Consider the following 12,082-nt stretch of genomic DNA (forward strand, 5'->3'; position numbering starts at 1 on the left):
ATCGTATATAACTAAAGGTTAATACTTTAATATTAGGATTTTATCCTAAAAATTTATTTTGGAGAGTATTTTGAAGAGCATTTATGTAGGAAATATGCCTTATAACGCTAATGAAGAGCAGTTAAAAGAGCTATTTGGAAATTATGGCGAAGTTAAATCAGTTAAAATCATTATTGACAGGGAAACAAGAAAACCAAAAGGTTTTTGTTTTGTAGAAATGGAAGACAATGATGCGTTAAAGGCTATTGAAAATTTGAATAATGCTGATTTTTTAGGCAGAAGCTTAAGAGTAAATGAAGCAAAAAGCAGAATTTAAAGTTTAAATTTAACTCTTGGGCATCCAAGAGTTATTTCTTATCTCCATTTATAAACTTTCATCTCACTTCTAACTCATTTCTAAGATATTATTGTATAGTATTTATATAAGAAAAAATTTGTATTAGAATCTAAATCTCATTAAAGCTAGTTAGATAAAAATCTAAATCTATAAATTTAATATTGTAAAATTTTAAGAAATATTATAAAGCTTGATATTGTTCAAATATTTTTAAAGGAAATACTATGGTAGCACTATCTTATATTCAAGATAAATCAAAATATGGTTTAGAGATTAACAAAGTTTATAATGAAGATTGTATGATAGCAATGAAAAAAATTAAAGATAGTTCTATACCTTTTATATTAACAGATATTCCTTATGATGCTGTAAATAGAAGTAGCAATGGACTAAGAAATTTAGATAAAAAATATGCAGATATTATCACATTTGACTTAAATAAATTTTTAGAAGAAATATACAGAATTACATCAAATAGCGTTGTAATATTTTGTGGAAAAGAACAATTTAGCAATATTTACGAGTATTTTGCATCCAAAAAAGGAACAGTAAGACCTATTATTTGGGAAAAATCAAATCCCAACCCTATGAATGGACAACATATATATCTAAGTGGTGTAGAAATGGCTGTGTGGTTTAAAAAAAGTGGTGCTAAAACTTTTAATGCTTATTGTAAAAATACAGTATTTAAGTATCCAAATGGAAGAAGTAAGCTACACCCCACAGAAAAAAATCATGAATTATTAAAACATTTAATTTTAGATAATAGCAATGAAAATGATTTGGTATTCGACCCTTGTTTTGGAAGTGGCTCACATTTATTTGTGGCAAAAAAATTAAATAGAAAATATCTAGGTTTTGAGATAAATAAAGAATATTTCTCAATTGCTGTAAAAGAAAGAAATCTATAAAGATTCTATATCTTTTTGTAGCCTAAGTATTTTTTGATTTCATTAGATTTATTTTTTAGGTTTTCAATTGTATCAAAATAGCAATTTGTAGATTCTATTAGTTTTGAAACCTTAATAGGCAAAAATGCAGAGCCATGTAAATCTCCCAATCCCTCTTTATTATTTAGTTTGGTTTTTTCTAATAGTTCATTTAAGTTATTATCAACATATCTTACAATCTCATCTTTTGTAACTAAAAGAATCTTATCTGGCATATAATCTTTTGTGGGATTTATAATTTCTAATGTTTGATTGTAAAAAAGAACTATTATTGCATCTAGATAATCTTTTTGATAATATTTGCCAACCTTATCTACCTTTAAACCATATATTGATTCGAACTTTTTAAAAATATCAATTGATGAGTATTCTTTGCCTCTAATTCCTTTTGAATATGCAGAAACAAAGTCATATCTTAAATCTCCCCATTGTGCAAAATTTTGAGAATATTGAACATCGATTTTGATACTATTTATATCAGTAACTAAATCTACAGCTGTAGTATTTGCAGTATTATTTCTCTTTGTAAAAATCCCTAGTTCATTAAGTATTTTTATACTTAGATTCTCTATGTATGAAGTTTTGGTAACTCTATAGTTTGGCATATTATCCCTTAATGTAATCCTTAAAAATACTATCATAAAAATAATTAAAATTCATTTTGGTATGCAAATATTAGAATATAAAAAATTACCAATAGTTAGCAATGCTTAGGAATCTTAAAATAGTAATTTTAAACAATTTTTGTTATAATAATTCGTTTTAAAATTTCAAATTAAAAGAGAGGAATAAATGATAAAGTTATTTGTTAAATTTATTGCTATGGGCGTTATATTCTCAAGTGCATTATTTGCCGATATGGTTGTTCCTGCAACTGCATTACCTCAAAATGCACAAGCATTTATTAGTAGCAATTTTCAGGGTGCAAATATTGTCTATGTTGAGCAAGATTATAATGATTTTGAAGTAAGATTATCAAATGGCGTCAAAATAGATTTTTATAGAGATGGGACTTGGAAAGATATAGAAAGCTATGGTGGTATAAACCCGAGCATATTACCTGCCCCTGTCGCACAAACAATAGCAAAAACATATCCAAATATAGCCATTGTAAAAGTGGATAAAGAATGGAATGGATTTGAAGTAAAAATGGCAAATATGTTGAAAATCTACCTAGATATAAATGGTAACTTACTAGGACAAAAATACGACGATTAATTTACTTAAAATCTTTAGTTGCTTTAGAGTAACTAAAGATTAAATTTCACAATAAACTTTGCAGAATCTAAATGCAGAATCTCAATAAAATCCCTTAAACCTTAATAATTTCATTTTAATATCCTCTAAAACAAGAATCTTCCGCCAATCCTAATATCAAGATAATTTGGAAGTTTATAATTTTCAATATCTTTAGTAATAAGACTAGATTGAACAGATATATCTATAAAATTAACTATATTCATACCAGCTGTTATTATCGTCCCATAAGGATTCGCTCTCAAATCCCCCATAGCCCCAAGCCTAAAATCCAACCACGAAGCATCGAATATAACGCCACCGCCCACCATTTGATTTTTCTTATTTGGGTCTAAAGTGCTATTTGGCAATATATCTATATCTGCTAATATGGTAAATCTCCAAATCTCAAATCCAACTCCAGTGCGAAATTGACTATCCAACCTCATTTTACCACTTGAAGTTTTAATCTTTGGAGCATTTAGATTCTTACCTACAAATCCAAGTGAAAACCAATCTATAGTATAGAGACCGCCAATATCAATACCGAATGTGTTAGTTTGCTTTATCTTATCTTTTAAATCAAAATTAAATTTTAGATTCTCTAGATTAAGTGTTTGGTTACTATACGCACTAATAGCGTGGATATATTTTAATGTAGCTCCTATATGAAAATCTCCTGCAACAAATGGTATAGTATGTCCATAGGCAATAGGAACTTCTATCAATGCAATATTATTTGAATATAATGTATGTTTGGCATTTGGACTTAAAATAGAATAGTTATTGTAACTATCAGCAGTCGAGCTATAAAGTGATATATCATTATCATTAATACCAATTTCATAATAGTTATTAGAAGAGTTTACTATGATTCTATTATGGGTTTTATCCATTTCAAGATTCATAAATCCATACACACTTGCCAAAACCCCAAAGCCAATAGCACCCCTTTCTTTGTTTCCGCCAATGTGGAATACAAAGCCATTATTGCTATGAATCTTTAGGCTATTACTTTGTAATGATTTATCGATGATAATATAATCATCTAAAAGTCTATCGATAGAGTTATTTGCACCGCGATTAATAGTAATACCGCCAATAGCATTGAGTAGATTAGAGATATTAATACTTGAGCCATTTTTTATTGATTCTACTAAGCCATCAATCTTATTAGTATCAAGATTATCAATAATGCTTTTTAGGATTCCAACATCACTACCACTTGCACCAACTTTATCTATCGCAGAACTTAAATCATTTTTTATTTGCGTAAATTTACTAAGTTTTTCATCAGCACTTAGGTTTTTTAATTTATTTATTGAATCATCAATATCGCTTCCGCTCTGCCCTGTTATAGTATCAATATAGCTCTTTAAACTAGATGTATCAGTAATTCCAGAAGTAAAAGTAGAGTTTGTAACATTCTTTAAAACATCGCTTATTAAACCCAAATCGCTATAATTTCTACTAGAAACAGATGAAGCAGCTCTTAATATGGATTTACTTTCTGCTAATTTTGCCACCGTATCAGGGAGATTCTGTATATTTTTATAATCAATATCCGCAAGTTGTGCTAGATTATTTTCTCCATAACCAACACCAAAACTATAAGCGATATTATATTTTCTATTTACCCCTAATATGGCAGGATTATAAAAAAGTGCCCAACTATTTTTCTTATAGGCTACCCCTGCTCCACCCACACTTGCAGGAGTGTTTCCCATAGAACCAAATTCTAATGCTATGCAAAAATGAAATCCTATAAAAATCAACAAGCCCAACCATTTCATAAAAAACCCTTTTTAAAAGCTAAAGCCTCCTCCAATTTTAACACCAAATTCAGATGGCATTTTTACATTATTTATTTTAACTAGATTTGTATTAGAAAATATTGATATATCTATAAAAGTAAACCCAAGTCCTCCAGATATAAGCCAACCCTCATCACCCTTTAGTATATTTTTCGCTACACCAAGTCTAAAGTCAAATATACCTGCATTAAACATTCCCCCAAGAGATACATACTGAACCTTATCCTTTGGCATACCATTGCCCAAACCTTTAAATTCAATATTTGGTTTTAAATCAACATCAAGGGCAATAGTAGTCATTGGTATAACCTTAGTTGATATACCAAGCCTATATTGTGAATCCAACTTTAAGCCATCGATTCCGCTTGTATTAATATCTGGAGAATTTAGATTCTTGCCAACAACACCAATAACAAATACATCAAGTGGTAAAGAATAAGCCAAACCAATATCAATGCCATAAGTATTAGTAGATACACCACCAGAAGCCGAAAAAGCCTTAGTAATAGAATCTGAAATAACTGTATTATCGCTAAATTTCTCACTTACCAAACTATGTTGTGCAAATATATATTTCGCACTAGCTCCTATATGAAAATGCCCAACAGCACTAGAAATCCTTATTGCATAGCTTAATGGAAGTTCAACAATATCAAGTCCATTTGTAATAATATAGGCGTTAGTTGCACTATTAATATCAGTGCCTGAGGTAATATTTCCGGTGAAATTAACACTTCCGCGTTTTGTATAGAAAAGACCAATTCCAATTGATGAAGATAGAGATGGACCTAGGAAAATAGGGATTTGCAAAGCTACTCCATTCTCAGAAGTCATAGTCATACTATTATCTTGTAGAATATTATTTAAAGCATTAATATCTGCGATACTAGATAGTGGTATTTTGGATAATTCAGATAAATTATTTTCCTTTAGCCTAACCCCTAGTGAATATCCTATTTTAAAGCCTTTATCTACACTTTGTAATGCTGGATTATAATACGCACTAAAAGGCGAATGTGCAACCCCTACGCCACTTCCACCCATACCAAAAGCTTGATTTCCCATATAACCAAATTCTAAGGCATTTAAGCTACCTACAAAAGCACTAGAACAAATAAATAAAGAATAAATAAACTTTTTCAATTCTTAAATCCTTAAAACTATTTTGCAATAAGCACCGGAATTGGAGAAGCAGTGATAAATAAATCTTGATGTGAATTAAAGATTCTATGTAAAAGAGAGGATTCGCTCTCACCAATCACAAGCAAATCGTGGTCATTTGCAAGCTCTAGTAAAACATCTCCAGCATTACCTTTTTTAATAATCTTATTCACTTTGATATTATGTTTTAAAAACTCCTCTTCAAATTCTTTTAATAAATCGTCAGATTCTATATCTTGTGCAGAGAAAATATGTTTATAGTCGTAGATTCCGCTTTCTGCATAAACCATCACTTCGGATATAACATGTAATAGCGTAATATCAAATTCACTAACTCCACTAAAAAGATTAACTAAACAACTTACGGCTTTTCTACACTCTTTTGTGTCGCTTACACCAAATAAAATATGTTTCATAATAAATCCCTTTCTATAATTAATTAAAAATGTTTTTTATTCTATCAAAAAATTCTGGCTTATACAAAATGATTTTAATAATAGAATCTTTTTTCACCATATCTTTATTATTAAATATTGCCAAAGAATTACTTTTCATAAGTGGTGCTATTTGTGCTCCTTGATATTTCGCATTATTATATGCACTAAAATAGCCATTTTCAAAGTTTCCTAATACAATATGAGATGTTTTATTGGTAACGAAAAAATCTGTTTTGTTGATTGCATTTATTTCTTTAAAATACAAATCCTTAGATAAACTCATTTTTTGAATCAATATTGACATACAAAACATACAATGAAAAAATGCCCCTATAGGATTCCCCGGCAATGATAAAATAAATTTACTATCTTTATTTGAAAATATCATAGGTCTTCCGGGCTTGATATTAATAGAATCTACTAGGATTTTTGCATCTATTTTTTCTAAAACCTTATGAATATAATCTTTATCGCCAACGCTAACGCCACCACTTGTTATAACAATATCATATTTCTTTAGTGCTTTTTGTAAAGATTTTGATATGCTATCTACATTATCATCTAAGATTCCGCCATATTTGATGGAACAATTTAGCGGACTTAATATGGACTTTAAAAAATATGAATTAATATCATAGATTTGATTTTCATTGAGCTTAGAATCCAACCTTGCAATCTCATTTCCACTACCAAAAATAATAATTTTTACCTTTTTTGCAACTTTTACTTTATCGATTCCTTGAGAAGCTAGAATCCCAATGCTTTGTGCATCGATTAAAGCTCCTTTTTTTAGTAGAATCTCGCCTTTTTTAAAATCTTCACCTTTTAACTTTATGCTTTGATTTAATTGTGGAGTAGAATCTAAAAAAAGATTATTATCTTTTAATGTAGTTAATTCTTTTTGAATAACTGCTTGTGCCCCTTTGGGAATCCTAGCTCCTGTCATAATTTTCACTGCTTCATTATTTTTAAGATTAATTTTTACTTTATTTCCTGCAAATATACTATCTTTTATTACATAGCTTTTATGCCCGATTCTCAAAGCATAGCCGTCCATCGCAGAATTATCAAATCTAGGAACATTATATTTACAAATAATATCTTCATATAAGATTCTATGTAAAGCAGAATCCAAACCAATCTCTTTGCAACCCTTTGTTTTAACCTGTAATTTATATAAAAAATCAAAAAATTCATCTAAATTAAGCATAAAGTCTCCTTATTAAAATTCCATTAATCTTATCATTTTATAGCTCTCTGCCATTTTAGAGGCAATAAGAGAAATATCATCGATTTTATCAAACGAAATAGCACAAAGCTCTCTTGCTGCCAACTGCCCGAATCCTAATGAAGTTAATGTATGAGATGGCTTAATAAACCCAAGATAGCAATCTTGAGAGCCAGATAAAAAAATATTATCTAGATATAAATGCTGTATGAGATTCCTAGTATTTATATGCCTAAAACGAAGTGGAAGTGTGTTTGGTGCGAAATCTTGTGCAAATAAATCAATGTCATTTTCTAGCAATTCTTTTAGTTTTGCAAATAAATCCATATTAGTGGAATCTGTAATAATCTGCTCATCTAATGCCCTACAAAAAGCTTCACTAACACCTTTTTTATACAATGTAGAAGTGTATATTTTATCACTTAATATTAAGCCAAATCCACTTGGGAGACCAAAAGTAGCTCCATTTATCAATGCAATATCACTCATACCAATATCCATTCCAAGCCTACTTGCATAGCTTATATCAAGTGCTAGGGTTGCATTTTTGATATTTGGAATCTTATTGATACTAAAAATATCTTCATTAATTAAAGGCAATATAATCAATGTAGAATCCTTAGCTAATAATTCATCATCAATTTTCATCAAATCGCAATAAAGATTCTTCATATCTATACGCTCAATCTCAATAACATTTGAGATAATCTCAAGTGAGCGACGAATCTCATAATGCAAAGAATCAATATAATAAATCTTTTTAAAATTCATAAAAAGCTCTAAAAATCCACCTATTGCAAAATTAAAAGGTAGTGCATAATTCTTAGAAAATCGTTGTTTTAACTTATCCCTAGAAAGCTCTAATTCCTGCTCTTTTATGGCAATTGAATTAAAATTAAAATCAGGGATAAGCAACGATGATAGCTCTTTATTAAGTGGTGGATTTACTAAAAAATCTAATCTAATTTCTTTCATTCTTTTACTTTTATTGGCTTTTAAGTAGCATTCTTTTATTGTCTATTTTCATAATATCACCATAATTATCTAAATAATCCAAATAGCAAATAATATATTTTCTACTAATATTATAATGCTTTTTAAAAATAGGAATGTCAATGTATCCCTCATTTTTTATAATTTTTCTTAAAGATTCCATCATATTATTTAATATATTGGTTAGTATAAAAAAATTATGATTCAAGCGAATCACCTTTCTACTCTTGGTTAAATACTTTAAAACACTATCTCCTAATTTTCTATCAATACATAATTTATTATAGATATTATATGGTGCTTCTGGCGTTATATTGCCTAATTCTAATTCTTTTATAATGGAATCTTTTGCATAGGTAAAAATATCGCCAATATCGCTTTTAGAGCTTATATAAAGATTCTCATTACTTTTTTGAATCACAGCATTTTGCTCTAATTCATCTATTAGTGATTGAGTGAAAGATAATGAACTCCATTTGATTTGATTATTAATACTAGTTGCACTAAAAATAGCATTTTTATTTTTTTTAATAAGATTTAAAATGGTTTCTTTTATTATATTTCTTACCTCTAAACTATACACCACAAAAGCATTTTCATCAACAAAAATATCATTTATTTTTTTGGCAATCTCTATACTTTCTTTATGAGTGAGATTAAATCTTTGGAGGGATTGTATCAGCCCGAATCCGCATTTATGGGCATTTACTAGAATCTTAAAAGCATCTATAAAATTATCATCAAATAAATAATATAAATATTCTAATTTTTGGGCTTTTTTCATTGGGTCAGTTATTGGATTAAGAATCATTCCACCACCTATTGTTTTGGCATTATCCCTTAAAATAAATCGCTCTTTAAAAATACCAAAAATAGGTTCTTCTAGATTTAATGTTGCAAATAGTTTATCATCGCATTTTTCTAAGATATTTATACTCGCATTCATTCGTTTAGAACCAATGAAAAAAGAAATATGCTGTCCATTTATAATCTTTTGTAGTGGAAAAACAACACAATCAATCTTATTAAATCCTCTTAGAATCCCCTTTTTACTTAGGAGCATTCCTTTTTTTATCATTTCGTGAGAAATAGAAAGATTAAAAGCGATTCTTTGTGCAATTTGAGTAGATTCCACTTCCTTATCGTGATTATGTATATGCTTGATTGTAGCTTCTTTGTTTAACTCACAGATTATTACTTTATCATTTTTCTTAATCTCACCGCTTAGAATAGTCCCTGTAACAATCGTCCCAAAACCTTTCTTACTAAAAACTCTATCGCAGTAATATCTAAAAAAACTACTTGTTTGTTTTTGCATTGCTGTTAGATTAGATAGAATCTTTTTTGCTTTGTTTATGGAATCTTCATCATAGATAGAAAACTCGCTCATTTCTATCAAATCAAGTTTTAATTCATCTAATAATGTTTTTACTTGTTTTTTGACTTCTAGGATTCTATCTTTTGATATTAAATCACATTTTGTAATAAATACTAGGATTCTAGTAATTCCTAATAATTTTGCAATATGTAAATGCTCTATACTTTGTGGCATAATGCCATCATCTCCCGCCACAATCAACGCTAAAACATCAACCCCAAATGCACCTGAAATCATATTTTTTACTAATTTTTCGTGTCCGGGCACATCAATAAAAGAAATATTATTATTACCTAAAATAATATGTGAAAAGCTAATATCAATAGTCATTCCTCGCTCTTTTTCATCGCTTCGCTCATCACCATCATAATGATTTATCGCCTTAATAAACGATGTTTTGCCGTGGTCAATATGCCCAGAAAGACCAACTATAATATTATTCACCTTTATCTCCATTTGCTATTTTCTCTAAAATATCTATAATAATATTCATTTCATCATCTTGTATAGTGCGGACATCAAGAGCTACTTTATTATCCACAATCCTAGCTATAAGGAGATATTTTCTTAATATTTTTTCTAATTCCACAGCTCGCATTCCAGCTATTTCCAAGCTAATGCCATAAGATTCAAATATTTGATTTGGTAAGCTCCCACCACCAGCAAGACTATCTAAAGGAATAATATTTGGATTAAAAAATTTATCAATATGTTTTGACAAATATATAGCCTTTTTATGTAATTCATCTTTATTTAAAGATAGCATTTTTATTGTGGGAATCTCATCTAGATTATTTTCTATATATCGCTTTAATGTCGCTTGTAGTATTAAAATAGTAATCTTATCTACGCGTAATGCACGAAGAAGCGGATTTTGTTTTAATTGTTCTATTAAATCTTTTCTACCAAGTATTATTCCAGCTTGGATAGAACCAAATAGCTTATCACCACTAAAGCTAAGTAATGATGGTGGATTTTTGCAAATATCCACAAGTGATGGCTCATTACAAATAATGCCTTTAAAATACCCGCTACCTAAATCATAATAATCGATAATATTATGATAATTGCAAAGTGTGCTAATATCCTGCATACTAGTTTCTTGGGTAAATCCTAGAATCTCAAAGTTTGATTTATGTGCTTTCATAATTATCCTAGAATCTTCACTAATTGCGTTTTTATAATCCTCTAATCTTGTTTTATTTGTTGTGCCAACCTCTACTAATCTAACTCCTGCATTATTCATAATATCTGGAATCCTAAAACTTCCGCCAATCTCAATTAACTCACCACGAGAAATAATAGCTTCTTTATTTTTTGCAAAGGTATTTAGTATTAAAAAAACAGCCGCAGCATTGTTATTAACGATTAAAGCACTTTGTGTATTAAAAATACCACATAACATATTTGTAATATGGCTATATCGCTCTCCTCTCTTAGCCTTATCTAAGTCATATTCAAGATTATTATAGTGGCTTAAAAGTGGAAATATCTCATTAAATAAATTATTATGAAATATACTTCTACCTAGATTTGTTTGCAAAACAACACCTGTTGCATTTATAAGCGGCTTTAGTGTATATGAAGTTATTTTTATGTATTCCTTATTTATCTCATCAATAATATACTTACTCAAATCATCTTTAATAGAAAAATTATCGCTTAATATAAGATTTTTTATCTCGTTTATCTTTTTTGTTATGATATTTTTTAAAATATCTTTATTGGCGTTTGTAAATATAGGATTTTGAAGAATCTTTTCTACCTGTGGAATCTGCCTTAATTGCTCTTTTTGTTTATTGTTATGCATTGATACCTTTTATAATAATTTAAAGTGTATTGTAGTAATTATTTACATAGTTTTCATTTAATTTATTAAACTATAAAACAAATAGCTTATTAGTTATGCTAGAATGTCATTTTTGTAACATCTGCTATTTCTTTTGGAAGGCTTGCAAATCTGGTGATTGCCACAGACTTCAAATCTGCTGGGTGGCTAAGTGTTTAGCTACTGGGGAGTTCGATTCTCTCGCCTTCTCACCAAACTTTCTAATATAAATAACTTACGATTTTTTGAATGATTAATAATTAAATATAGCATTAAATAAATGTAGAATCTAAAAAATTCCTAGATTCTCACAGATTCCATATCACGCATTAAATATTATGAATTTCCTATTTCCATTTACCACCCAACCTTAACATTAAAAAACCCACTATTTTGTATAGTTTCATCTCCAAAGTTTCCTAGATAGTTTAGACCTAGTTCGATATTTGAAGTTACGGCATAGTTTACTCCAAGTCCAAAGTAAGCGATGAATCTATCTATTCCAATGTCATATTTCTGCACTACAGCATTTAGAATCTCTACTTTACCTTGTGGATTATTTAGTGCGTATTTAAGTCCAAGAATAGAATCTAATCCAATATTATCATTAAACTTAACACCATAATTCACACCCAAATCAGCATAGAATATATTTGTAAAACTTCCTAAGTAATTAGCCCCAGCAAAGTAGGATTTGGAATCTAATCCACTAGATTCTAC

General features: G+C 29.0%; 12 protein-coding genes and 1 tRNA gene. 4 read left to right on the plus strand and 9 right to left on the minus strand.

What is annotated here, in order from left to right; genetic code table 11:
• The first annotated feature begins 70 nt into the window (after positions 1-70).
• Positions 71-316: an RNA-binding protein gene (locus CCY99_RS05295; protein ID WP_220092240.1), complete on the plus strand. Its 246-nt coding sequence runs from the start codon at positions 71-73 to the stop codon at positions 314-316.
• 245 nt (positions 317-561) lie between these two features.
• Positions 562-1,248, plus strand: a complete 687-nt coding sequence (locus CCY99_RS05300; protein WP_112060370.1) for a site-specific DNA-methyltransferase — start codon at positions 562-564, stop codon at positions 1,246-1,248.
• A 5-nt stretch (positions 1,249-1,253) separates the two neighbouring features.
• Here the strand turns inward: CCY99_RS05300 and CCY99_RS05305 are convergent, their stop codons facing one another.
• On the minus strand, positions 1,254-1,892 hold the full coding sequence (locus tag CCY99_RS05305) for a hypothetical protein (RefSeq protein ID WP_112060371.1): 639 nt from the start codon (positions 1,890-1,892) through the stop codon (positions 1,254-1,256).
• Between the two features lie 187 nt (positions 1,893-2,079).
• Here CCY99_RS05305 and CCY99_RS05310 point away from each other — a divergent pair, with 187 nt between their 5' ends.
• The gene (locus tag CCY99_RS05310; protein WP_112060372.1) at positions 2,080-2,505 is read left to right on the plus strand and encodes a PepSY-like domain-containing protein; all 426 of its coding nucleotides are present in this window, start codon (positions 2,080-2,082) and stop codon (positions 2,503-2,505) included.
• Positions 2,506-2,630: 125 nt separating this feature from the next.
• Here the strand turns inward: CCY99_RS05310 and traF (CCY99_RS05315) are convergent, their stop codons facing one another.
• From traF (CCY99_RS05315) to selA, 7 genes are read right to left on the minus strand one after another with little or no spacing between them, the layout of a single operon-like run.
• On the minus strand, positions 2,631-4,316 hold the full coding sequence (traF, locus tag CCY99_RS05315; RefSeq protein WP_112060373.1) for a conjugal transfer protein TraF: 1,686 nt from the start codon (positions 4,314-4,316) through the stop codon (positions 2,631-2,633).
• A gap of 12 nt (positions 4,317-4,328) precedes the next feature.
• Positions 4,329-5,480, minus strand: coding sequence for a conjugal transfer protein TraF (gene traF / locus CCY99_RS05320; RefSeq protein ID WP_112060374.1), 1,152 nt, complete (start codon positions 5,478-5,480; stop codon positions 4,329-4,331).
• A gap of 17 nt (positions 5,481-5,497) precedes the next feature.
• Complete coding sequence (locus CCY99_RS05325; protein WP_112060375.1) at positions 5,498-5,914, minus strand: universal stress protein; 417 nt, start codon at positions 5,912-5,914, stop codon at positions 5,498-5,500.
• 19 nt (positions 5,915-5,933) lie between these two features.
• Positions 5,934-7,145: a molybdopterin molybdotransferase MoeA gene (locus CCY99_RS05330; RefSeq protein ID WP_112060376.1), complete on the minus strand. Its 1,212-nt coding sequence runs from the start codon at positions 7,143-7,145 to the stop codon at positions 5,934-5,936.
• Positions 7,146-7,157: 12 nt separating this feature from the next.
• Positions 7,158-8,138, minus strand: coding sequence for a hypothetical protein (locus tag CCY99_RS05335; protein ID WP_112060377.1), 981 nt, complete (start codon positions 8,136-8,138; stop codon positions 7,158-7,160).
• A gap of 10 nt (positions 8,139-8,148) precedes the next feature.
• Positions 8,149-9,978, minus strand: a complete 1,830-nt coding sequence (gene selB, locus CCY99_RS05340; protein WP_181646853.1) for a selenocysteine-specific translation elongation factor — start codon at positions 9,976-9,978, stop codon at positions 8,149-8,151.
• Positions 9,971-11,344: an L-seryl-tRNA(Sec) selenium transferase gene (gene selA, locus CCY99_RS05345; protein ID WP_112060379.1), complete on the minus strand. Its 1,374-nt coding sequence runs from the start codon at positions 11,342-11,344 to the stop codon at positions 9,971-9,973. The genes selB and selA overlap by 8 nt, the downstream gene beginning before the upstream one ends.
• 135 nt (positions 11,345-11,479) lie before the next feature.
• Here selA and CCY99_RS05350 point away from each other — a divergent pair.
• Positions 11,480-11,577: transfer RNA gene (locus CCY99_RS05350), tRNA-Sec, on the plus strand.
• A gap of 142 nt (positions 11,578-11,719) precedes the next feature.
• On the opposite strand, the gene CCY99_RS05355 is transcribed toward CCY99_RS05350, so the two are convergent.
• Positions 11,720-12,082: autotransporter outer membrane beta-barrel domain-containing protein (locus CCY99_RS05355; RefSeq protein ID WP_146744945.1), on the minus strand; the 363-nt coding region annotated here is incomplete at its 5' end.

Origin of the sequence: Helicobacter sp. 16-1353, from assembly GCF_003288815.1 — a bacterium.
Taxonomy (GTDB): domain Bacteria; phylum Campylobacterota; class Campylobacteria; order Campylobacterales; family Helicobacteraceae; genus NHYM01.

Bases quoted from the DNA above. Each gene is read 5' to 3' on its own strand.
- CCY99_RS05310 (WP_112060372.1), top strand. From the start codon at position 2,080: ATGATAAAGTTATTTGTTAAATTTATTGCTATGGGCGTTATATTCTCA.
- CCY99_RS05300 (WP_112060370.1), top strand. From the start codon at position 562: ATGGTAGCACTATCTTATATTCAAGATAAATCAAAATATGGTTTAGAG.
- CCY99_RS05325 (WP_112060375.1), bottom strand. From the start codon at position 5,914: ATGAAACATATTTTATTTGGTGTAAGCGACACAAAAGAGTGTAGAAAA.
- traF (WP_112060373.1), bottom strand. From the start codon at position 4,316: ATGAAATGGTTGGGCTTGTTGATTTTTATAGGATTTCATTTTTGCATA.
- CCY99_RS05330 (WP_112060376.1), bottom strand. From the start codon at position 7,145: ATGCTTAATTTAGATGAATTTTTTGATTTTTTATATAAATTACAGGTT.
- selA (WP_112060379.1), bottom strand. From the start codon at position 11,344: ATGCATAACAATAAACAAAAAGAGCAATTAAGGCAGATTCCACAGGTA.
- CCY99_RS05335 (WP_112060377.1), bottom strand. From the start codon at position 8,138: ATGAAAGAAATTAGATTAGATTTTTTAGTAAATCCACCACTTAATAAA.
- CCY99_RS05305 (WP_112060371.1), bottom strand. From the start codon at position 1,892: ATGCCAAACTATAGAGTTACCAAAACTTCATACATAGAGAATCTAAGT.